Source organism: Marinobacter mangrovi, from assembly GCF_016798325.1.
Lineage (GTDB): Bacteria > Pseudomonadota > Gammaproteobacteria > Pseudomonadales > Oleiphilaceae > Marinobacter_A > Marinobacter_A mangrovi.
Genome location: NZ_JAERVO010000002.1, coordinates 748,737 through 771,516, shown reverse-complemented (window position 1 = coordinate 771,516; position 22,780 = coordinate 748,737). Strand labels below are relative to the sequence as shown.

The 22,780-nt window shown below is 62.4% G+C and carries 19 protein-coding genes; 10 read left to right on the top strand and 9 right to left on the bottom strand.

All coding sequences use genetic code 11. The features are described 5' to 3' along the window. Positions 1–408: 408 nt before the first annotated feature. Positions 409–1,908, top strand: coding sequence for a membrane-bound lytic murein transglycosylase MltF (gene mltF, locus JL474_RS09585; protein WP_328797808.1), 1,500 nt, complete (start codon positions 409–411; stop codon positions 1,906–1,908). Between the two features lie 24 nt (positions 1,909–1,932). On the opposite strand, the gene JL474_RS09580 is transcribed toward mltF, so the two are convergent. After that, the gene (locus JL474_RS09580; protein WP_203141869.1) at positions 1,933–2,421 is read right to left on the bottom strand and encodes a regulatory protein RecX; all 489 of its coding nucleotides are present in this window, start codon (positions 2,419–2,421) and stop codon (positions 1,933–1,935) included. A 196-nt stretch (positions 2,422–2,617) separates the two neighbouring features. Between JL474_RS09580 and JL474_RS09575 the strand changes: the two genes are divergently transcribed. Further along, entirely contained in the window at positions 2,618–5,266 is a 2,649-nt protein-coding gene (locus JL474_RS09575; protein ID WP_203141868.1) for a DUF349 domain-containing protein, read from the top strand. Between the two features lie 43 nt (positions 5,267–5,309). Here the strand turns inward: JL474_RS09575 and JL474_RS09570 are convergent, their stop codons facing one another. After that, a complete protein-coding gene (locus tag JL474_RS09570) occupies positions 5,310–5,573 on the bottom strand; it encodes a late competence development ComFB family protein (RefSeq protein WP_123636289.1) in 264 nt (87 codons plus the stop codon). Positions 5,574–5,790: 217 nt separating this feature from the next. Between JL474_RS09570 and JL474_RS09565 the strand changes: the two genes are divergently transcribed. The 4 genes from JL474_RS09565 to JL474_RS09550 all read left to right on the top strand — a co-directional run bounded on the left by JL474_RS09565 (position 5,791) and on the right by JL474_RS09550 (position 12,561). Next, complete coding sequence (locus tag JL474_RS09565) at positions 5,791–6,999, top strand: acetyl-CoA C-acetyltransferase (RefSeq protein ID WP_203141867.1); 1,209 nt, start codon at positions 5,791–5,793, stop codon at positions 6,997–6,999. Positions 7,000–7,023: 24 nt separating this feature from the next. Beyond that, positions 7,024–9,174, top strand: coding sequence for a 3-hydroxyacyl-CoA dehydrogenase NAD-binding domain-containing protein (locus JL474_RS09560; protein WP_203141866.1), 2,151 nt, complete (start codon positions 7,024–7,026; stop codon positions 9,172–9,174). Between the two features lie 360 nt (positions 9,175–9,534). After that, entirely contained in the window at positions 9,535–11,697 is a 2,163-nt protein-coding gene (locus tag JL474_RS09555; RefSeq protein ID WP_203141865.1) for a carboxy terminal-processing peptidase, read from the top strand. Positions 11,698–11,736: 39 nt separating this feature from the next. Further along, entirely contained in the window at positions 11,737–12,561 is an 825-nt protein-coding gene (locus JL474_RS09550; RefSeq protein ID WP_203141864.1) for a helix-turn-helix domain-containing protein, read from the top strand. Between the two features lie 103 nt (positions 12,562–12,664). Here JL474_RS09550 and JL474_RS09545 read toward each other — a convergent pair whose 3' ends face one another. From JL474_RS09545 to JL474_RS09520, 6 genes are all read right to left on the bottom strand, one after another. Continuing rightward, positions 12,665–13,198 (bottom strand): SRPBCC family protein, encoded by a 534-nt coding sequence (locus tag JL474_RS09545; RefSeq protein WP_203141863.1) that lies wholly within the window; start codon positions 13,196–13,198, stop codon positions 12,665–12,667. After that, complete coding sequence (locus tag JL474_RS09540) at positions 13,195–13,536, bottom strand: ArsR/SmtB family transcription factor (RefSeq protein WP_236012125.1); 342 nt, start codon at positions 13,534–13,536, stop codon at positions 13,195–13,197. The genes JL474_RS09545 and JL474_RS09540 overlap by 4 nt, the downstream gene beginning before the upstream one ends. Positions 13,537–13,611: 75 nt before the next feature. After that, entirely contained in the window at positions 13,612–14,694 is a 1,083-nt protein-coding gene (locus JL474_RS09535; RefSeq protein ID WP_236012124.1) for an AbrB family transcriptional regulator, read from the bottom strand. 9 nt (positions 14,695–14,703) lie between these two features. After that, positions 14,704–16,209, bottom strand: a complete 1,506-nt coding sequence (locus JL474_RS09530; protein ID WP_203141860.1) for a tripartite tricarboxylate transporter permease — start codon at positions 16,207–16,209, stop codon at positions 14,704–14,706. Between the two features lie 10 nt (positions 16,210–16,219). Beyond that, positions 16,220–16,669 carry a tripartite tricarboxylate transporter TctB family protein gene (locus tag JL474_RS09525; protein ID WP_203141859.1) on the bottom strand — a complete coding sequence of 150 codons (450 nt, stop codon included), beginning with the start codon at positions 16,667–16,669 and terminating at the stop codon, positions 16,220–16,222. Beyond that, positions 16,666–17,652 carry a Bug family tripartite tricarboxylate transporter substrate binding protein gene (locus JL474_RS09520; protein WP_203141858.1) on the bottom strand — a complete coding sequence of 329 codons (987 nt, stop codon included), beginning with the start codon at positions 17,650–17,652 and terminating at the stop codon, positions 16,666–16,668. Before JL474_RS09520 ends, JL474_RS09525 begins: the two co-directional genes overlap by 4 nt. 154 nt (positions 17,653–17,806) lie before the next feature. On the opposite strand from JL474_RS09520, the gene JL474_RS09515 reads away from it, so the two are divergent. Genes JL474_RS09515 through JL474_RS09505 form a run of 3 tightly spaced genes read left to right on the top strand, consistent with a single transcriptional unit; the run spans position 17,807 to position 20,903 of the window. Next, entirely contained in the window at positions 17,807–18,475 is a 669-nt protein-coding gene (locus tag JL474_RS09515) for a response regulator (protein ID WP_203141857.1), read from the top strand. Then, positions 18,472–19,872, top strand: a complete 1,401-nt coding sequence (locus JL474_RS09510; RefSeq protein WP_203141856.1) for a sensor histidine kinase — start codon at positions 18,472–18,474, stop codon at positions 19,870–19,872. The genes JL474_RS09515 and JL474_RS09510 overlap by 4 nt, the downstream gene beginning before the upstream one ends. Next, positions 19,869–20,903, top strand: coding sequence for an ABC transporter substrate-binding protein (locus JL474_RS09505; RefSeq protein ID WP_203141855.1), 1,035 nt, complete (start codon positions 19,869–19,871; stop codon positions 20,901–20,903). The genes JL474_RS09510 and JL474_RS09505 overlap by 4 nt, the downstream gene beginning before the upstream one ends. Before the next feature lie 100 nt (positions 20,904–21,003). Here JL474_RS09505 and JL474_RS09500 read toward each other — a convergent pair whose 3' ends face one another. Then, positions 21,004–21,753: an SDR family oxidoreductase gene (locus JL474_RS09500; protein ID WP_203141854.1), complete on the bottom strand. Its 750-nt coding sequence runs from the start codon at positions 21,751–21,753 to the stop codon at positions 21,004–21,006. Positions 21,754–21,857: 104 nt separating this feature from the next. Here JL474_RS09500 and JL474_RS09495 point away from each other — a divergent pair, with 104 nt between their 5' ends. Then, positions 21,858–22,775: a LysR family transcriptional regulator gene (locus JL474_RS09495; RefSeq protein WP_203141853.1), complete on the top strand. Its 918-nt coding sequence runs from the start codon at positions 21,858–21,860 to the stop codon at positions 22,773–22,775. The last annotated feature ends 5 nt before the right edge of the window (positions 22,776–22,780 follow it).

The window sequence follows — 22,780 nt, the reverse complement described above, 5'->3', positions numbered from 1 at the left end:
TTGCCAGCGCCGGAAATCGGTGAATGTGGCAATTACCCAGTCGTTCGCCTCATGCCCGGCCAGCCAGCTCCTGATTGTCACCCGGACCAGCGCGCCTCCATTACCGGTGCATTAAAATTTACAGGCTTTTGCAGTCTACGACGGACAGTTAATTGACCCGCTTCCGGCTTTTGGGGATTATCGGGCTAATGCTTAACGATAATCGGGTTTCTGCGCCCCGTCGTTTTTATTGTGTCAGGGACTATCCATCCGGCGCCGAATCCATCCATACCAACAGACCCACGGATCAGGGTCACAACTGTCGCACATCTTCGGGCAGTCACTCGTGCCGATCGATTCGAATGGATCGGCACTCGATAAGGATTGCGCCCGTCAAAGGTTCGCAGTAAGGAGAGCAGGGATTTGTCAGTGGTTTCCATCCTGAGAAACAAACGCCGTCCTGTGAGCATCGCCCTGGTCCTTGGCCTGGCCGGTGCCCTGACGGCCTGCTCGCGCCCGTCGACACTCGACGAGCTGCGCCAGGAAGGCGTGCTCCACGTCATTGCCCGCCCCTCCCCGTCCGTTTACTACGATGGCCGCGACGGACCAACCGGCTACGAATACGAACTGGCCAAGGAATTCGCTGACGAGCTGGGCGTGGAACTCCGCATCCGCGAAGCCGAAGGCAACGGGCAAATCCTGTCCGTACTGGAAAAGGGTTACACCCACATTGGCCTGGCGGGACTGGCCAGCACCATTCCCAGCACCCAGGAATTCAAGGCTGTGCCGATCAACCTGAACGTCCAGTCCACCCTGATCTATAACCGGGATGCGGATTCCGCCCGCGATGCGGAAGACGTCGGCGATCGCGTCATTCATGCGGTAGCCAACAGCAACCACCTGGCACCGCTGAAGGCACTGGCCAAGCAGAACCCGAATATCCACTGGGAACTCCATGCCGATCTCGACACCGCCGGCATACTCGAACGGGTCGAATCCGGTGAATTCCAGGTGGCGGTGGTGGACTCCACCGAACTGGCGCTCAACCAGGTCTTCTTTCCCAACGTCAAGAAAGGCTTCGACCTCAACCAGCCCCAGCCCATTGCCTGGTTGTTCCCGTCCCAGCAGGACGACACGCTGGTCAAGGCTGCCCGCAAGTTCCTCAACAAAATGAAGGCAGACGGCCGCCTGGCCCAGTTGAAGGAACGCTTTTACGGCCATCTGGACCGACTCAACTACGTGGGTGCCCGGACTTTCGTCTATCACGTGCGTCACCGGCTCCCCAACTACGAGCTGGCCTTCCAGGACGCGGCGGAAAAATACCATATGGACTGGCGCCTGTTGGCCGCCATCGGCTACCAGGAATCCCATTGGCGCCCCAATGCCGTATCGCCCACCGGCGTTCGCGGCATGATGATGCTGACGCGAAACACCGCTCAGTATGTAGGGATCGACAATCGCCTGGACCCTGAAGAAAGCATCGACGGCGGCGCCCGCTACTTCCAGATGATCCACGACCAGATTCCTGCCGATATCCCCGAGCCGGATCGGTCCTGGTTTGCCCTGGCATCGTACAACGTCGGCTTTGGTCACCTGGAAGATGCACGACGACTCGCGGAAGGCGCCGGTAAAGATCCGGACCGCTGGATCGACGTCAAGGAATTCCTGCCGCTGCTGGCACAGAAAGAGTGGTATTCAAAGACCCGGTACGGCTACGCCCGCGGCCATGAGCCCGTCATCTACGTGCAGAATATCCGTCGCTACTACGACGTGCTGGTGTGGATGAAAGAGCCCATGCACCGCGGCGAGCAGTTGGCACAGAATCCGGAGTTCCCGCAGCTGGACGCCGATTCCCCAACCACTGACGTCGTGCCGGCCGGCTCCGACCGAATCCCGACGGAACTGTCCGTCGCACCGCCGACGCTTTGACGCGGCAATCAGCGACGCCCTGGCTCACTCCGGGGCGTCGTCGCGGGCATCCAGCGCCCTCTCGGCCTGCTCACCGGTAAACCCACGCTGGGCCAGAAAACGCGCCTGGCGCACCTTGTCCGACCACTCCAACGTGGATGTCGACAGGCCAAACCGGCGGCGCCTTGCTTCGGTGGCCCGTTCGGCCCATTGCTGATCGCTCACTTCCTGCATACACGTCGGCCGCTGGAACACACCGCGCTGTTGAAGTTCGCTTTCAATGCGCAGCGGGCCGTAGTACAGGTCCATTCGCTGACGGGCGTACACGTCGGCAAAGCGGTCGTCGTCCAGCCAGCCTTCCCGCTCGTAGTCGTCCAGCACCGGATCAATGACGTCGGGCGTGAGCTTCCGCTGCATCAGCTTCAGCCGTAATTCCTGACGGCTGTGCTCGCGCCGGGCCAACAATTTGAGGGCGACGGAACGGGCCTTGTATTCGGGGTCCTGATGGTCAGATTTGCTGTTTTTCGGGGCCATGAATTGTCTTCAGATCCAGCGCATTCCAAACCTCTACACAGCCCTGTGCAGCAGGTCTCCAAAACGATTAGACTAACCCACCATGCAAGCGGGCGTCGATGTAACCCGCTGCTCTGTCGGCGGCCACAGGCTGCCTGATTCTGACCGGACGCGTTCACCCGGTCAGCAACTTGCCTTACCGTGTGGGGATTCCGTTATGGCGGCCTTTATCAAGAAGCTCTTCAAGAACCGCAAATCCGACAACGCCCAACCACAGCCCGATGTCAGCGCGCTGAACCCGGACAAACCGGACGAACTCAATGCCCTGATTGAGCTGGCCCGCTCGGCAGAGACCAACAGTCAGCGGGGCGTCGCCATTGACCGCATCCCCCACATCAAACACCTGATCCCGCTGTACAGCGAGGCTTCGGCCACCGTGCGCAATCGCCTGGCCGGCCGCATCAGCGCGCTGGCAAGCCAGCATCCGGAACAGGTCGAACAGGCCCGCGCGGCACTGTCCGATCCCCAGCAGCAGGCGCTGGTTCACCAGCTCTGCCAGAGCGCAGACATGGATGCGGAACAGATCTCCGCGGAAACGGATCCGCAAAAGCTGCTGTCTCTGGCGACCGAAGGCAAGACCGCCGCGGTTCGTCTTGCGGCAGCCGAACGGATCGAAGGCGAAGATGAATTGATGGCCGTGCAGCGAGCCGCCAAAGGTCGCGACAAAGGCGTCTATCAGCTGACCAAGAAACGCCTGCAACTGCTGCGTCAGGAAAAGGACCGCGAACAGGCTGTCCAGAACGCCATCGAGGACCTGATCCGCCAGGCCGAAGAACACGCAAAAACCGACAACCTGCAACTCTACGCGGCGCGCGTCGAGAGCCTGCAGTCCCAGTGGAAAAACCTGTCTTCCGCGGCTTCCAACGACCAGCACACCGCCTTCCTCACCGCGCTGGATGCCTGCAACCGCCGGGTGCGTGAAGTCGAGGAAGCCTCGGCCCGGGAAGCGGAATCCCACCATAAGCAGGAAGAACGCAAGGCGACCCTGGATTTGCTGCGCGACACCCTGAACGGCCTGCGCGAAGCCATGCCGGAACGCGGGCCGTCCCTGTCGTCACTCGACGCCCTGCAGAAAACCCAGGAAAACCGCTGGATGGAGGCGACCCGGGACAGCGAGGTTGCCAAGTCGGAACAGAAAGATTACCAGGCCCTGATGCTGGAACTGCGCCACTACATCGGCTCCGTCCAACGCCTGCAACAGCAGCAGGAAGCCCTGCAGTCACTGGTCGATGCGGAGTCTCCAGACAGCGCCGAACTGCGCCAGCTTCTGGAAACCATCGACTGGCCGGGCGGCTACGCCCAGCCGCCGGCGCTGGAAACCGCCGCCCGCAAACTGGGCCAGGCGCGTGAAGTGCGCAAAACCCAGACCAGCGACCAGAAAACCCAGGTCAAAGCACTCGACGACCTGCTTGAAAAGCTGGAAAAAGCACTGGAGCAGGACCAATATTCCGAGTCCCGCCACCTGCACAAGCAGGCCCAGCATGCCTTCAACGCGCTCGACCACAAACACGCCAGCCAGCGCCAGGCCCGCCTGACGCTGCTTGGCCGACAGCTGCAGGACCTGCAGGACTGGCGCGGCTTTGCTACCCGCCCGAAGCAGGAGGAATTGTGTGAAGCCATGGAATACTTGGCCACCCAGCATATGGAGCCGGAAGCCAAGGCCACCCACATCAAGGAATTGCAGCAGGAATGGCGCGACCTGGGCGGCTCATCCGACCAATCGCTGTGGCAGCGTTTCAAGAAGGCGTCGGACATCGCCTATGAGCCCTGCCATGAATATTTCGCCGCCAAGTCCGAGCTCAAGCACGTCAACATCGACAAGCGCCAGGCCATCTGCGACCAATTGGCGGACTTCGTCGACAACGCCGACTGGCAGAACGCCGACTGGAAAGCGGTGGAGCGGATTCACCGTGTGGCCCGCCAGGAGTGGCGCGAAGCCTGGCCTGTGGACTTCAAGGCAAACCGCCCCCTGCAGAAACGATTCGACCATTTGTTGAAGCAGGTGGAAGCGCCTCTGAACGAGGAGCGGCAGAAGAATGAAGCCAGCAAACAGGCCATCGTTGAGCGCGCCCAGGCCCTGATTGAACATGAGCCCCTGGGCGACGCCATGGAACAGGCCAAGGCCCTACAGAAAGAGTGGCAAGGCATCGGCATCACCCGTCACCGGGAGGATCGCAAGCTCTGGCAGGACTTCCGCGCCGCCTGCGATGCCATTTTTGCCCGTCGTGATGCCCAGCGTGCGGAGCAGGCGGCCGAAGATACCGTCGCCCTGGACACCCTGAAACAGGCCATCGAGGACAGCCGCCAGCAACGCGAGGCCGCCCAGGACGATCTGGCGACGCTTCGCCAACTGCAGCAGGCGCTTCGCAGTGCCCCGGCACCACGGCGCATTCCCGCCCCGGTATCGGATGAACTGGCGACCGAAAAGTCGGCCCTGGATCAAGCGATCCAGCAGCTTGAGCGCGGCCAGCAAGTGGCCGACTGGGAAGCCCGGCTGCACGCGGGTAACAGCCAACCCGGCGATAGCAGCAACCTGCCGGATCCGCTGCCCTCACCCCGGGAAATTGCCATTCGCCTGGAAATCGCGACCGGCCTGCCGTCGCCGGAAGAAGATCAGGAGCTGCGCATGAAGCAGCAGGTGGAGCGCCTCGCTGCCGGCCTGACCGGCGGCAATGGCAGTGCGGGCTCAGCAGAAGACGAGATCAACCGGCTCATCGATTGCTGGTGCGCCCAGTCCATCGAACCGTCTGACGCCGAGAGCCTGATGCCCCGCCTGCGCAACGCCCTCGCCAACTGGCAGGGTTGAGCCTTCAGCTCCCGCAATGGATCGCCCCGACCGGGGCGGTCCATCACTCCCGCTGGTGCTTGAGCACAAAATCCTTCGCCTCAGAAACCGCCACCCGGACACGATCCCGCATCTCCTGCATTTCCGGGTCCGCCAGGTAGAATCGCATATCAATGGAATGTCGGTAATAGCGCGTCGGCAGCCGGTTCAGCGCCACGCACATCACATCCGCCAGGAAATCTTCGCCCTCGTCAGACTTTCGGCCTTCCTCAATGGCTTCCGCCACCAGACCTTCATAGAAATTATCGATGGTATCGAGCAGGGACATAAGAACAGCACCTTGTTCGGATTACAGAATGGACCTGTCTGTAGATTAGATGCCTACGTGCGGATTGCCACCTGAGCAGTTTCGCCAATGCGAATGGCAGCCCGGGTCATTACCTCCACCGAAACCGGCCGCTAAGGTGGCTGTCTATCCTGAAAGCGGTTGCCCGTCGGCACCCCAGACTGAACACGACTCCGCCCCAGCGCGCAGAGGAACAACAATGACCACAGAAGCCTATATCTTCGATGCGGTACGCACGCCGCGAGGTCGCGGCAAGAAAGACGGCTCGCTGCACAGCGTCAAGCCGATCACCCTGCTGACGACCATTCTCAAAGCCCTGCAGGACCGCAACGACCTGGACACCCGCCAGGTGGACGACATCGTCATGGGGTGCGTCACCGCCGTGGGCGATCAGGGGGCCGACATCGCCAAGACCGCCGCTCTCGCCGCGCGATGGGATGAAGTGGTCGCCGGTGTCACGCTCAACCGCTTTTGCGCGTCCGGCCTCGAAGCGGTGAATCTGGCCGCGATGAAAGTCCGCTCCGGCTGGGAAGACCTGGTGGTGGCCGGTGGCGTCGAAGCCATGTCGCGAGTGCCCATGGGCTCTGACGGCGGGGCCTGGGCCAGCGACCCCGAAACCAACCTGAACACCGGCTTCATGCCCCAGGGCATCGGCGCCGACCTGATCGCCACTCTTGAAGGCTTCAGCCGGGAAGACGTCGATCGGTTTGCCGTAAACTCCCAGAAAAAGGCGGCCGCCGCCTGGGAGAACGGCTACTTCAAACTATCCATCGTCCCGGTCACCGACCAGAACGGCGTCATCATCCTCGACCGCGACGAGCACGTCCGCGCCGGCACTACGCTGGAATCCCTGGCCCAACTCAAGCCGTCGTTCCAGATGATGGGCGAGATGGGGTTCGACGGCGTGGCCCGGGAAAAGTACCACTACGTGGAACGCATCAACCACGTGCACCACGCCGGCAACTCATCCGGCATCGTGGATGGCGCCACCGCCCTGCTGATCGGCAGCGAAGCCAAGGGCCGTGATCTGGGCCTCAGGCCCCGCGCCCGTATTCTGTCAACGGCTGTCACTGGCACCGATCCCACCATCATGCTCACCGGCCCGGCCCCGGCCAGCCGCAAGGCCCTGGAAAAAGCCGGACTGACCGCCGACCAGATCGATCTGTTCGAGGTGAACGAAGCCTTTGCGTCCGTTGTCATGCGCTTCCAGCGGGAGCTCGGCGTGCCCGACGAGAAGGTCAACGTCAACGGCGGCGCCATCGCCATGGGCCACCCCCTGGGTGCGACGGGCGCCATGATTCTCGGCACCCTGCTGGATGAGCTGGAGCGCCGAGAGCAGCGCTATGGCCTCGCCACCCTGTGTGTGGGCGGCGGCATGGGTATCGCCACCGTTATTGAACGCTGCTGAGCCGGGACAGAGAAGGATCCAATCATGAGTGCCATCCGTTACGACATCGACGACCAGAACATCCTCACCCTGACCATCGACATGCCCGGCCAGTCCGCCAACACCATGAACGCGGCCTTCCGCGAGGCATTGACCGAAACCGTCAGCCGCGTCGAGCAGGATCTGGACAGCATCAAAGGCATTATCCTGACCTCCGGTAAGAAGACCTTCTTCGCCGGGGGCGACCTGAATGAACTGTATAAGGTGACCAAGGAGCAGGCCGGCGAATTCGAGGCCATGGTCAATGGACTCAAGCGCCAGATGCGGGTACTGGAAACCTGCGGCAAGCCCGTGGTCGCCGCGATCAACGGCAGTGCCCTGGGCGGCGGCCTGGAGCTGTGCCTGGCCTGCCATCACCGGGTAGTGCTGGACGACGACAGCATCCAGCTCGGTCTGCCGGAAGTCACCCTGGGCCTGCTGCCTGGCGGCGGCGGTACCCAGCGCCTGCCTCGCATGCTGGGGCTGGAGACGTCTTTCCCCTACCTGATGGAAGGCAAGAAATCGAATCCGAAAGCGGCCCTCAAGGTCGGCATCGTTGATGCCCTGGCCTCGGATACCGACGACCTGATCGCCCGGGCCCGCGCCTTCATTGAATCGAACCCCAGCTGCCAGCAACCCTGGGACCAGAAAGGCTTCAAGATTCCGGGAGGTGGACCGCAGCACCCGGCCATGGCGCAAAAGCTGGCCATCGCTCCGGCCATGCTGAAACAAAAAACCAAAGGCTGCTACCCGGCACCTGAGGCCATCCTCTCGGCGGCCGTCGAAGGCGCCCAGGTCGATTTCGACAACGGCCAGCTGATCGAAACCCGCTACTTTGCACAATTGGTCTGCGGCCAGGTGTCCAAGAACATGACGGGCACCTTCTGGTTCCAGCTTAACGCCATCAAGGCCGGTGAAAGCCGTCCGCAAGGCGTCGACAAGGCCCGATTCCAGAAAGTCGGCATCCTCGGTGCCGGCATGATGGGCGCCGGCATTGCCTACGCCACCGCTGCACGCGGGCTGGACGTGGTCCTGAAGGATGTGTCCGTCGAGAACGCCGAGAAAGGCAAGGCGTATTCACAGAAGCTGCTGGACAAGAAAGTCAGCCGCGGGCGGATGACCAGCGACGAGCGGGATAAGGTGCTTGGCCGCATCCAGGCGACTGGGGCCGCCAACGACCTTGCCGGCTGCGACCTGATTATCGAAGCGGTTTTCGAAGACAGCGACCTGAAAGCCAAGGTCACCCGGGAAGCCGAGCAGCAATTGGCAGACGGCGGCATCTTCGCTTCCAACACGTCCACGATTCCCATTACCCAGTTGGCCCAGGCCTCCCGCGCCCCGGATAAATTCATCGGCCTGCATTTCTTCTCGCCGGTCGACAAGATGCAGCTGGTGGAGATCATCGTCGGCGAGCAAACGTCCGACGACACCCTTGCCCGGGCCTTCGACTATGTGCAGCAGATCGGCAAGATCCCGATCGTGGTCAACGACAGCCGCGGCTTTTTCACCTCGCGCGTATTCGGCACCTTCGTCAACGAAGGCGTCGCCATGGTGAAGGAAGGCATTCACCCGGCCAGCATCGAAAACGCCGGTATTCTGTCCGGCATGCCTGTTGGCCCGCTGGCCGTATGCGATGAAGTCAGCCTCACACTGATCCAGCACGTGCGGAACCAAAGCCGCAAAGACATGGAGGCCGCCGGTCAGTCCTGGACACCCCACCCGGCCGAAGCGGTCATCGATGCCATGGTCAACGAGCACGATCGCAAGGGAAAAGCCGCTGGCGCCGGTTTCTACGATTATCCCGCCTCCGGCAAGAAGCACCTCTGGTCCGGCCTCGCCGAACATTACACCGATTCGGCGAAAGCATCGGAAGTGGACCTGCAAACCCTGAAGGACCGGCTGCTGTTCATCCAGGCCATTGAAACCGTGCGATGCCTTGAGGAGAACGTCCTGCGTACGGTGGAAGACGCCAATATCGGCAGTATCTTCGGCATCGGCTTTGCGCCCTGGACCGGTGGCGCTGTCCAGTTCATCAACCAGTACGGTGTGCGCAAGTTCGCAGAACGGGCAAAAGAACTGGCCGAAGCCTTCGGCGAGCGTTTCGCCCCGCCCCGGTTGCTTCTGGATATAGCGGAAAGCAATACCCCGTTCCAATGATCCGGCGATCAAACGGGTTCCGGCGCTCCCAGCCGGAACCCGTAACGTCTGGATTCCGCTCGATAGTACGACGGGACAATGGCCGCGCCTAACAAATTCACCCGAACTTGTCCTCATTATGGACAGATTGTCATGACCTCGTAGCACATGGCCGGTAGCAACGGCCCTGCCGCTTGCCTACAATGAGCTGAGGATCCTCTAAATATTCCGGAACACAACCATCTTTCGGAAGTCATAGTGGAGGCTCCGGCGTCTGCCGGCCTTCCCGGGATTTAAGACCCGAGAACCGCCGATCAGCCTGGAAGCCCGACGGCAACGCTCGTCCGGCTTACAATCTTCACCTGCAAAGACAGTAATGACATGCCATTATCGATCCGCAAGCTGAGAGTACCCCGCCTCCGTTCTTCCGCAGTCGCCCTGGCCGTTGGCCTGGCGATTACCTCCACGGCCGGTTTTGCGGCCCTGGACAAGGACGGCGCACAGACATTCCAGCCGGTTTCGCCGACCATCGATCAGGCCCGCGCCAATATCCTGATCGCACGGCAACTCCAGTTCACGCATTTCCTGGATCAGCGGATCGACTCTGACCTCTCCAAGCGGGTGTTCGACGCCTACCTTGATCACCTGGACGGTCAGCATGTCTATTTCCTGCAGAGCGATATCGACCGCTTCGCGCCCTGGCGCACCAAGCTCGACTCGGCACTGAAGACCGGCCAGCTCGAGCCGGCTTTCCAGATTTACAACCTGTTTGAAAAACGCGTGATCGAACGCCTGGATTACGCGCTGAAGCTGATTGACGACGGCGTCGACCAGTTCGACTTCAGCAAAGACGAAGAACTCAAGCTGGATCGCTCCGACGATCCCTGGGCCAAGAGCAAGGACGAGCTGGACGCGATCTGGAAGCGCCGCATCAAGAACGCCGTGCTCGCCCAGCGCCTGAACGGCAAGAGCGACAAGGAAATCACCACCTCCCTGCAACGTCGCTACGAAAGCCAGCGCTCACGGACCCTGCAGGTACGCAGCGAAGACGCCTTCCAGACCTATATGAACGCGTTTACCAGCCTGTGGGACCCGCATACCTCCTACTTCTCCCCGCGTACCTCCGAGAACTTCAACATCAACATGAGCCTCTCGCTGGAAGGCATTGGCGCGGTGCTGCAGTCGGACAACGAATACACCAAGGTCGTGCGCCTGGTGCCGGGCGGCCCGGCGTCCAAGCAGGGTCAATTGAAGCCGGCCGATCGCATCGTGGGCGTGGCCCAGGGTAAGGACGGCGAGATGAAAAACGTCGTGGGCTGGCGCCTGGATGAAGTGGTCGACCTGATCCGCGGCCCGCGTTCTTCCGTCGTGCGCCTGGAAGTGATTCCGGCCAGCGCCTCGGATGAAACCATTACCCGCACCATCGACATCACCCGCGACAAGGTGAAGCTGGAAGAGCAGTCCGCCAAGAGCGACATGATCGACCTGAAGCGTGACGGCAAGCACTACAAGGTCGGTGTGATTGACATCCCCACCTTCTATGCCGATTTCCAGGCCATGCAGGCCGGCGATCCGAACTACAAGAGCACCACGCGTGACGTCCACAAACTGATCGACAAGCTCAAAGGTCAGGGCATGCAGGGTCTGGTGATCGACCTGCGCAACAACGGTGGCGGCGCCCTTCAGGAAGCCAACGATCTGGTGGGCCTGTTCATCGATGAAGGCCCGACCGTCCAGATTCGTAGCGCCGACAACGACGTCAGCGTACTGACCGACGACGATCCGTCCGTGGCCTACTCCGGCCCGCTGGTGGTCCTGGTCAACCGTATGAGCGCCTCGGCCTCCGAGATCTTCGCCGGCGCCATCCAGGATTACGGCCGCGGCCTGATCGTGGGCTCGCAGACCTTCGGCAAGGGCACCGTACAGGCGGTCCGCCCGCTGAACCACGGACAGCTGAAGATCACCCAGTCCAAGTTCTACCGGGTTTCCGGCGGCTCCACCCAGCACAAGGGTGTCATTCCGGACATCAACATCCCGACCCGGATCAACAAGGAAGAGATCGGCGAAGACGCGCTGGATAACGCCCTGCCCTGGGACCAGATCGAAGCCGTGCCCCACGCCCGCTACTTCGATTTCAGCAGCATCATCGACAAGCTGCGTGAGCGTCACGAAGCCCGTTTCGACAAGAACCCGGAATTCCAGCTGCTGGAGGAGGAGATCAACCTGCTCAAAACCCAGCGCAACCGGGATTACGTCAGCCTGAACTATGACAAGCGCGAGACCTACCAGGACGATCTGGAGTCCCGCCAGCTGAAGATCGCCAATGCGCGTCGTCAGCTCAAGGGCAAAGAGCCGTTCAAGGACTGGGAAGCGCTGGAAAACTACGAAGAGGCGGAAGCCGCCAACCCGGATGAAAAGAAAGACGACGACTTTATCGTTCGCGAGGGTGGCTACATCATGTCCGACATGATCGATCTGGATTCCAAGATGGCGTCCATTACCAAACCTGAGCGGATCACCGCTCAGGCTGACGAGCATATGTAAACGACGCTTTTTATCAGGGAGCAAGGCAAGGACCGCCGGATGAGCAACGACAGCGATCGCAAGCGCGCCCTCGCCATGGAAAGCCTGCTCATGGACACGCTGCACGCGATCCAGTCCATGCAGCAGGCTGAAAAGCTCGGAGTCCCGCCCCTCACCGGCCAGCAGACGGCCGGTGCCAAGGGCGGGAAACCCGCCGCCGAAGACGAAGACTCCCTGGTCGACCGCCTGACCGACTTCACCGGTTCCGCCTTCCGCTTTGCCCTGCGTACCACCGACACGTCCATCAAGGCCGGCCGCGCCCTGCTCAACTCGCAGGACAAGCTGCGCATGATGCTCGCCGCCGGCGACTCGCTGAAGGATATCCGGGAAGTGGCCGGGCTCACCCTCAATGAGATGAGCGAGGCCCTGGACCTGCGGGACAAGAGCCTGCTGGAAGCCATCGAGAATGGCACCGCCACCCTTTCGTTCGAGCTGATCCTGCGCCTGGCCGCCCTGGTGGCCCGTAACGATCCGATTCCGTTCATCCTGCGCTTCACCCGCAACTACAATCCCGAAGCCTGGCAAATTCTGTCGGACTGGGGCGTCGGCAAGTTACCGCTGCAGTTCGAGCGGGAACGGGAATTCATCAACATCTTCCGGGGCCACGATGAGGCGCGGGAGCTGTCGGATGAAGGCTTCCGTAAAGTGCTGGATTTCACCCGCCAGAGTTTCGAAATGTCGCTGCACTTTGTTGCCGAGCAGGAGGCTGAAGTGGCGCGGATGCGGGACGAACTGTCCCCGGATAACCAGACAGCGCGCCCGACCAAGAAAGGTTCGAAAAAACCATCTAACGCCGGCCGGAAAACCCCACCTACCGACTCCTAGCGCTTCATTCGTCCTTGTGTCCCGGAGCCGCAAACCGGCCCTGAGTCCCGGCCTTCCAGCCCGACAGGGACCACCCGCTGTGGCCCCTGTACAACCGACCGTACTAGCCGCTAAAGCGCCGCTCGTACTCCGCCTTGTTCTTCAGAAACCCGTCCCAGAACGGCGTCGGTTCGATGCCCGTCAACCGGGCGGCCAGAAGATCGAGATGGGTGTGCCATCCGGTACTCACATTGAGCAAGGTTGACGGGTCGGGCACGCGGTGATGGGTGACGGTCAGCAGCACCTCCTGGCCGCGGGGCTCCAGATCAAAACTGACCCCGCCGGTACTGCCCCAGCTGATCGCCAGGCGTCTCGGCGGATCCAGTTCCGTAATCTCGCTCTGCAGACGGTGCTCCTCGGAAAACCCCGGCGGTCGCTGACCGGATGGCTGCGTCAGTTCGTCGTTACGCCAGACGAACTCGAACGGCGCGCCAACTGCCATCGCCATCTTACCGGCCGCCAGCCACTGGCGCCGCAGGTCCTCTTCGGTGAGATAGGCCCAGATCCGTTCGATCGGGCCGGGAAGCAAACGCTGGATGGTCAGCGTGTCGGAATCGATCAGTACACCATAGCTTTCGGGCATCTCCGGCTTGTTCATGGGTCGTCTCCTTCCCGGGACGGGGGCTGGTGGGCGTCCTCCTCGCGGAGGAGCTGTTCGAGGGCATCCAGACGTCCGGTCCAGAAGCGCTCGTATTCCCTGAGCCAGGCGTGGGCACTGGCCAGCGGCCCCGGATTGAGATGACAGACCCGTGTGCGCCAGCGCACCTCGCGTCGGATCAGTCCCGCCTTCTCCAGCACCTTGATGTGCTTGGACGCCGCCGCCAGTGACATATCGAACGGCTCGGCCAGCTGACCCACGGTCTTCTCGCCCCCGGACAACTCGCTCAGCATTCCCCGCCGCGTGACATCACCCAGGGCGTGAAAGATCGCGTTCAATTGGGCACTCTCTAATTCAACCATGTGGTTAAATTTAGCACCGCCCATACTGTCATTCAACCAATTCGTTAAACGTTAATGTGACGATGAATGCCGGCTTTGGAGACGCTTGAGGAAGGACAGGAGCACCGGCATCAGCAGAATCAGCACGGTCAGACGCAGGAGGTGATGGGAAGTGACGAACGCCGGCTCGATGCCGAGCGACAGCGCGACCAGACTCAGCTCAGGCGCCCCACCCGGCATGTAGGCCAGGAGCGCCGCGGCCGGTGAATAGCCAGTGACGGCATGGCCGATCCAGGCAGCCGCCACGGCAATCAGCATCAGCAGCAAAGCCTGAATCACCGCGACCAGCAGACCATAGCCCAGCGATGAGAGCGTTGTTCCGGCAAACCGGACGCCAACCGACACGCCGATCACAATCTGGGCCAGCGCAACAATGGCCGGCGGAAGAGCAGCCTCGCAGAGCCCACTGACATGCAGAGCGCCAGAGACCAGCACCGGTCCGAACAGCAACGGGTTGGGCAGGCGCAGGCAGCGACCAAGCCACGCCCCGATGACACCGGCGCCAATCAGCATCAGCGCGTCGTCCCAGGCGGGCACGGCCAGCCATTGCGCCAGGGTGGTCGTGCGGGGCTGCAGACTGACGTGGCCGATCAGTTGCAGTACCGGTGGAATGGCCAGGAGCAGGATCAGCACGCGAACCGCATGGGCCAGCCCCACCGCCCGCAGGTCGGCTTCAGAGTCGGCCGCCATCAGCGTTACCGCGGACAGTCCACCGGGCATGCCGGCGTAGATGGCGGTGTCGAGAGAGTTACCGGCGATTCGCCGGCTTATCCACACCGAGACCCCCATCATCACCGCCGTACTGATGAGCATAATGACGAGGCTCGCGCTCCAGCGTCCGAGATCGCCCGCCATATCCGGCGTGAAGGCGGCACCCAGCATCACGCCGATCACCGCCAGTACCGCCTTGCGGGACGCCGTCGGGGCCGGCAGCCGCACACCGGCCAGGCTGAGCCCGGTGGTCACGATCAGCGCCCCCAGGAGCCATGGCAGCGGCATGTGGACCGCATAAGCCAGCCCGCTGCCACCCGCGCCAATCAACAACGTGGGCAGCAGCTTTCCGCCGGCTACGACCTGCCCTTTCAGCGCCGCCATCACGATGGCTCAGGCACTGGCCAGGGATTTACGGGGAAGCAGCTTCGGAAGCAGCCACGGCAACACCAGCAACAGCACTGCAGCAATCCACAGGCCGATGGAAATACCAGACTGCCACAGGATGCCCATGTCACCGCCGCTGATCGACAGCGCCCGACGCAGATTGTCTTCCATCAGGCCACCCAGGACATACCCCAGGATCACCGGCGCCAGCGAGAAGCCCAGTTTGCGCAGCAGGTACCCGAAGATACCGATCACCAACATCAGGTAGATGGCCATCAGATCCGAGTGGAGCTGGTAGACACCCACGAAAGCCAGAATGGCAATGGCGGGCACCAGCACCCAACGCGGGATGGTCAGCACCTTGGCAAACAGCCCTGCCAGCGGCAGGTTAAGCGCCAGCAGCACGATATTGCCGATATACAGCGACGCGATCAGGCCGCCGGCCACTTCCGGCCGCTCGGTGAACAGCATGGGGCCTGGCGTGATGTTGTAGAGCATCAACGCACCCAGCAGCACCGCGGTGGTCCCGGAGCCGGGGATGCCCAGCGTCAGCATCGGCACGAACGAACCCGCCGCAGAAGCGTTGTTACCCGCCTCCGGCGCCGCCAGCCCCCGCATGTTACCGGTGCCGAAGGTGTTGTCCTTGTCGGAAATGCGCTTCTCGGTGGTGTAGGTCACCGCGCCGGCCACGGAGGCGCCGGTCCCCGGCAGCACACCGACAATGAAGCCGATAATCCCGCTGCGGATCATGGCCCACTTGCAGGAAAGCACTTCTTTCAGGCTGACCATCACCCGACCGACCGGCGGTATCTCGTCGCTCGCATCGGAACGGTTGGCGTGTTCCAGCATCAGCAGGATTTCGCTGATGGCGAACAGACCGATGATCATCACCACGAAGTCGATGCCGTCATACAGCTCGGCCATACCGAAGGTGTAGCGCATCACGCCGGTCCCGGAGTCGACGCCAATCATGGCGATCATCACGCCCAGCACCGCGCCAATACCGGTCTTGATCGGGTCTTTGCCCATCATCACCGCCATGGAGGAAAACGCAAAGACCATCAGGGCGAAGAACTCGGCCGGACCAAACATGACGGCCACTTCCGCCAGCATGGGCGCAAACAGCGTGAGCCCGATAATGGCGATGGTCGCCCCGACAAAGGAACTGACCGCCGACAACCCCAGCGCCGGACCGGCCAGCCCTTTCTTGGCCAGAGGATGGCCATCCAGGGTCGTCATTACCGCACCGGCATCGCCGGGCACATTGAGCAGGATGCTCGACATGCGACCGCCGTACTCGGCACCGGTGTAGACGCCGGCCAGCAGGATCAGGGCGGATTCCGCCGGAAGCCCCAGCGTGTAAGCCAGCGGCATCAGGATGGCGATGCCGTTGATCGGACCAATACCCGGCAGAGCGCCGAACAGGGTGCCCAACAGCGCGCCAAGGAAAGCGAGCCCCAGATTCAGGGGCGTCAACGCAACATCAAAACCGTGAATCAGAAAATCGAACATGCCAGGCACCTCAGTTGAAATCGGGCAGCCATTGGCCGCCTGGCAGGGAAATCCCCAGCCCCAGCGTGAACAGGTAATAGCTGCCCAGTGCCATCAGCACGGCGGCCAGCAACGCCTTCGGCCAGCTCGCCTCAAACAGTCGTGCCAGGGACAGCACCGCGAGGAAGGTCGTAACCAGATAACCCAGGCGGGTAAAGAGAAGGGCATAACCCAGCAGGACGAGCAACACCGCCGCCAGCTTCAGGGCGACGAACTTGTCCGGCCATTCCCCATCCTCGCCGGGCCGGAAGATCAGCACCAGCGACAAAGCCGTCAGCACCACCGACAGCAGGATAGGGAACGCCTTGGGACCCACCGGCTCGTAGCTGAACGTCACCTGGAACTGGGTGGCCTTGAAGGCGGCGAACGCCGCCAGACCGATCAAGGCAATTCCCAGAACACGGTCGGCGGCGAGTCTCATTGTGTCAGCCCTACTTCTTTCGCGAGTTGCTTGAACTGGGCGACCTGCTTCTTGACGTAGCTGTCGAAGTCGTCACCGAAACGGGCCATCGGGAACAAGCCCCGAGCCTCGCGCATTTTCGCAAACTGCTCGTTGTCGGCCAGCTTCTCCAGGCGCGTTTCCCAGGTGTTGTAAGCCTTGTCGCTCACGTCCGGGCCCATGTAGTAACCGCGCCAGATCGGCCATTCCACGTCGTAGCCCTGTTCAGCTGCGGTGGGGATATCCGCATAGGGTTCGCCGACCCGTTCCTCGGACAGTGCCGCCAACACGCGGACCTTGCCGCTTTCCAGATGCGGTCGCAGCTCGGACAGATCGCCGGTGAACACTTCGATGTGTTTCCCCAGCAGGGCCGCGAGCGATTCCCCGCCGCCTTCGAACGCCACATAGCGCAGCTTGCGCGGTGAGATGCCGGCCGCCTTGGCGGTCAGGGCCGCTTTCATCCAGTCCTGGCTACCCACGGTACCGCCGGCGCCGAAGACGATCTGGTTCGGACGTTTCTTCAGGTCTTCCATCAGATCACCCAGGGACTGCCAGGGCGCATCCGCCTTGACCACGATGGCGCCGTAATCCACGCCCAACGCGCCCAGCCAACGGACTTCGCTGGCGTCGTACTGGCCAAATTTACCCAGCGCCAGGTTGACGGCCGCGCCAGTACTGGCTGCCACAATCAGGTTAGGATCATCGTTACGCACGCCGTTGACGTGGTTGTACGCGACAGCGCCGATACCACCAGGCATGTAGGTGACCATCATCGGCTTGTCGATCAGGCCGGTCTCCTGCAGGCCATTGGCGGCCAGTCGGCAGGTCAGGTCATAACCGCCGCCGGGCTTGGCGGGAGCGATGCACTCGGTGCTGTCGGATTGAGCGTGAGCATTGCCGGTCATCAGGGCAGCGCCCATAACGAGCGGAGCAGACCAGCGAAGGAATGCGGAGTTGAATTTCATGTTGGACTCCTGTTGTATTTGTTTTTCGCAGGGGCATCAGGACGCGTCCCCTGCCGTTCATCGTGTCGATGACCCGATCCATTCTAGGGACGCAACCTGTCATCAACCTGTCAGGGGCTGTCGTCGTCATCCCACCGCTGCGAGACCCAAACCGATGCGCCTGCTTATCGTCGAAGATGATCCGTTGATCGCCGATTCCCTGACCCAGGGACTGGGGCCGTTGGGTAATACCGTGGAAGTGTTCACGGTGTTGAGCGAAGCGCGGGCCGCCATGGCGCACAGCCATTTCGACCTGGTCGTGCTCGATCTCGGCCTGCCGGATGGCAACGGGCTCACCCTGTTGGCGGAAATCCGCAAGCGTGGCGACGCCACGCCGGTGTTGATCCTGACCGCCCGGGACGGCGTGGCCGAGCGGGTCCAGGGGCTGGATCTGGGCGCCGACGACTACCTGACCAAGCCATTCTCCCTGCCCGAGCTCCAGGCGCGGGTTCGCGCCCTGCTCCGGCGCAGCCAGCAACGCACCGACAACCGCCTGCAGTACGGCCCGCTGAGTTTCGATCCCACATCCGGAGAGGTCACGCTGCACGGCGAACGGCTGGATCTGCCGCCTCGGGAGCTGGGCCTGATGGAAGGCCTGCTGCTGCACGCCGGTCGCATTGCGCCCCGGGAGCAACTGATCGATCGCCTGTTCGGCTTCGGAGAGGCCGGCCCCAATGCCCTGGACCTTTACATCAGCCGACTGCGCAAACGCCTCCAGGGCAGCGGGGTGAAAATCCGCACACTTCGGGGATTGGGGTACCGGTTGGAGGATGACCCGGCGTGATCGTCGTTGACGGCACCCTCAAACGACGCCTGGGCGCCTGGCTGCTGGCCGCTGTCGGCGTGCTGGGCACCTTCCTGCTGGTGGAGGCGTACACCAGCGCCCAGCGCGCCGCCGACCGGGCCTTCGACAGCCAACTGGAAGCCGCCAGCCTCACCATTGCCGAAGCGATCCAGTGGCAGGATGGACAACCGGTGGTGGAAATCCCGGCGGCTGCCTTCCAGATCCTCGCCACCGACCAGCAGGAACGGGTGTTCTACACCCTTCTCGATACCGGCGGCCGCGAAGTCACCGGCAACCTCGATGGCGTGGTCACCGACGCTCTACGGGAAGCCGCCCATACGGAGCCCGTCTGGCGCTTCGTGGATTATCACGGCACACCGATCCGGCTCTACGGTCGCGAACTGAAATCAGCCGGTTGGGACGCGGTGGAGCCGGTCCAGATCTGGGTCGGCCACACGCTTTCCGGTCGCGACGCCCTGGCCAGGGACCTGTTCGTGCGCGCCCTCACCCGCTTCCTGGCCATGGTGATCCTGACCGGCCTGTTGATGTGGCTGGCCATCCGCACGGCCCTGCGTCCGGTACGTCGGCTGCGCCAGCTCATCCGCCAGCGGGATGCGGACGATATCAGCCCGCTGAACGCGCAGGTGCCCGGCGAACTCTACGACATGGCCGAAACCCTCAATGCCCTGTTCGAACGCCAGCGCGAAGGCCGCGACGCGCTGCTGCGCTTCACCGCCGACGCCAGCCACCAACTCAAGACACCGCTCGCCGGGCTGCAAAGCACCAGCGAACTGGCCCTGCAGAGCACCCGGCCGGACGACTGGCGCCAGGCCCTGCAAACGGTTCACGACAGCTCGGCGCGCACCAGTCGCCTGGCCGCCCAACTGTTGAGTCTGGCGCGACTGCGCCATGCCGATGAAGGCTCGCCCGGCCGAATCGATCTGGCCGCGGTGTTGCGGGATACGGTGATGGAATGGGCGGAGCGGGACGATGCCCAACACCACGATCTGGGTCTCGCGCCGCTCCCCGACAGCCCTGCAGATATCCAGGGCGAGCCCTGGTCGCTACGGGAAATGATCGGCAACCTGATCGACAATGCGTTGCGATATACTCCGGCCGGCAGCGAGATTACCTTGAGTCTGCATCGGGAAACTGATGCCGTCACCCTGACCATCGAAGACAACGGCCCTGGCGTCAGCCGGGATCTGCTGGACCGCCTGCACCAACCCTTTGAACGGGGTGGCCGACAGGACACCGAGGGCTCTGGCCTGGGCCTGGCTATCGTCGACTCCATAGCCCATCGCCACCAGGCCACACTCACCGTTTACAGTACACCGGGCCATGGGCTTCGGGTATGCGTCCGATTTCCCCTGCTGACCGAGGAGGCCCGGCCATGAAGCTCGCATTTCTTATCTCGCTGCTGCTGATTTGCCAGATGCCTTCCATGCTGATGGCTCAGGCGCGAACGCCCCTGCATGTCGAGGCCGCATTGGACCTACAGGTCGTGGAACCGCTGCTGGATAAATTTCGGCAGGCGCACCCCGACATTGATCTCCAATATGAGGACAATTCCACCCTCAAGGTGGACGAGCAGGCCAGGGAAGCCAAACCGGCTCCGGATGTGGTGATCAGTTCCGCCATGCCCTGGCAGATGGCCCGGGTCAACGAGGGCCTGGCCCAGCGCCTGGACAGCGAGGCCGCCCGCAAGTGGCCAAAGTGGGCCAAATGGCGCGATGAGGTTTTCGGCTTTACATTCGAACCCATCGTCACCGTCTACCGCCTGGAACTGGCGCGCCACATGATGCCGCCCAGCACCCACGCCGACCTTCATACCCTGCTCAAGACCCACCAGGATCTGCTCAAAGGGCGCGTCACCACCTATTCCCCGTCCGGCAGTGGCGTTGGCTATACCCTGTTCCAGCAGGACGCCCGCTACTCGCCACGCTTCTGGGACCTGGTGGCCGCCATGGGTGCGGCCGACGTGAGTTTGGAAAACAACACCCGGGATATGCTCAAGGGCCTGACGGAGGGCACCTACTGGGTGGGCTACAACTTGCTGGGCTCCTACGCCATGCACTGGGCCCGCAGCCATCCGGACATCATCGTGCAGATCCCACAGGATTATTCATTGGTGATGATGCGCATGGCCTTTATCCACCGGGATGCCCCTCACCCGGCGGCCGCCCGGACGTTCATGAATTTCCTGCTGAGCGAAGCCGGCCAGAAAACCCTGGCGGGTAGCACACCGTTGTTCAGCGTCCTGCCCGACGTGATCGGTCCCTACACCGCCCAGCGCCTGCGCGACCAGGTGGGCGACCAGCTCTACCCGATCCCGATCAACGCCTCGCTCCTGGCGTTCGTCGATCCGATGCGGCGGGATGCGTTCATGAAGCGGTGGAATCGGGAGATTAAGATTCTGAGCCCCTGACGCCCTGGTTTGCGAGGCTTAAAAACAGAAACCGGGACGGACAGGGACCGACCCGGTTCAAAGGGAATGTGCGAAGACCCGTCGGTCTTCCCCCGGTGGCTTACAGCTGGCCCATGCCACCGTCGGCAATAATTTCCGTCCCCACGATAAAGGCCGATTCCGGTGCAGCCAGATGCAGGACCGTGGATGCAATCTCCTCGGGCGTGGCGAAACGACCCAGCGGGATCTGCCCCTGAATCTGGGCGGCAACCGCCTCCAACTGCTCAGCCTCAAGACCCAGCTTGCCATAGATCGGCGTGGCGACCGGCCCCGGACTGACAACATTGACCCGAGCCCCGACGGGAATCAGTTCCGCCGACAGCGTTTTGGCCAGGGAAATCAGCGCCGCCTTGCTGGCCGCGTAGACCGAGGAATTCGGCATGCCGATATGGGCATTGATCGATCCGTTGAGAACGATGGACGCCCCCTCGTTCAGCAGCGGTGTGAGTGCCTGGAGCGTAAAGAACGCGCCTTTGATGTTGGTATCGAACATCCGGTCCCAGATCGACTCGGTGACGTCGGAAAAGGGCACCAACTCAACCACGCCCGCATTCAGGAAGACCGCATCCAGGCGAATGTTCTGCTCGGTCAGGGTTGCCGAAAGGGCTTGTGCGGCGGTGAGGTCGCTGGCGTCGGAGCGCAGGACCAAAGCGTTTTCTCCCAGTGACTCGCGCGCCTGCGCCAGAGTGGCTTCACTGCGCCCCGTCACGATGACCTTCGCCCCTTCCGCGACAAACGCCTGGGCCGCTGCGAGACCGATACCGCTGGTACCGCCGGTGATCAAAACAGATTTACCTTCAAAACGTTTCATGACAATCTCCTTCGAAATAGTGGAATGCAACGAACACTAAGTTACCCCCATTCCCTTGGTTTGACGTTCCACTTGGTGGACGTAACCATTCGAAGAGATCGAACATGTTGTCAGTGGATGAACTGGACCTGCTCGAAGCCATTCGCGAGACCGGCAGTCTCTCCCGGGCGGCGGCACGTCTGGGCAAAGCCCCTTCAACGATCTCCTACGCCGCCCGCCAGCTTGAGGCGCGATTCGACGCGCTGCTCTTTGACCGTCGCCGCTATCGACTGCAGCTGACGCCGGCAGGCCAACTTCTGGCCGAAGAAGCCGCTCGCCTGCAACAGGACATTTCGCTGGTCACCAAACGGGTCAAGCAGGTGGCCGGTGGTTGGGAAGACCGGCTGACCATCGTCACCGATGAACTGATGGAGTTCGACATCCTCCTCCCGGTTATCACAGCCTTCGACAAGCAACAGTCCGGGGTCAGTCTGAGAATCGTCCACGAAATCCTCGGGGGCACCTGGGAAGCCCTGCGGGATGGCCGTGCCGACCTCGTCATCGGCGCCACCAACGAACCGCCACCGATTCAGAAGCTGCGCTGGGCCGAGCTGGGCGTCATGGAGTGGGTGTTTGCAGTCGCGCCCCACCATCCCTTGGCCCGGGCTCCGGAACCCATTCAGAGCGAGGCGCTTCTGGCGCATCGCGCCATTGTTGTCGCCGATACCTCCCGCAACGTGCAGGCTCGGAGCTATGGCGTACTGGGAGGTCAGGCAGTGTTTGCCGTGCCCAGCATGGCCGCCAAGATCCGGGCGCAACGGGAGGGGTTCGGTGTCGGCTGGCTGCCTCACGCCCGCGTCCAGTCATTGCTGGATCGTGGCGATCTGGTGGCTAAACAGCTCGAAGCCCCCAGGGAGCCCAACACCCTGTACATCGGCTGGCGGGGTGAGCATGTGGGACGGGCACTCCAGTGGTGGGTGGATCGGTTGAAGGACCCGGCACTGGCAGAACAGCTGGTTCAGGGCATCGATCGTTTCCGATAACCCCA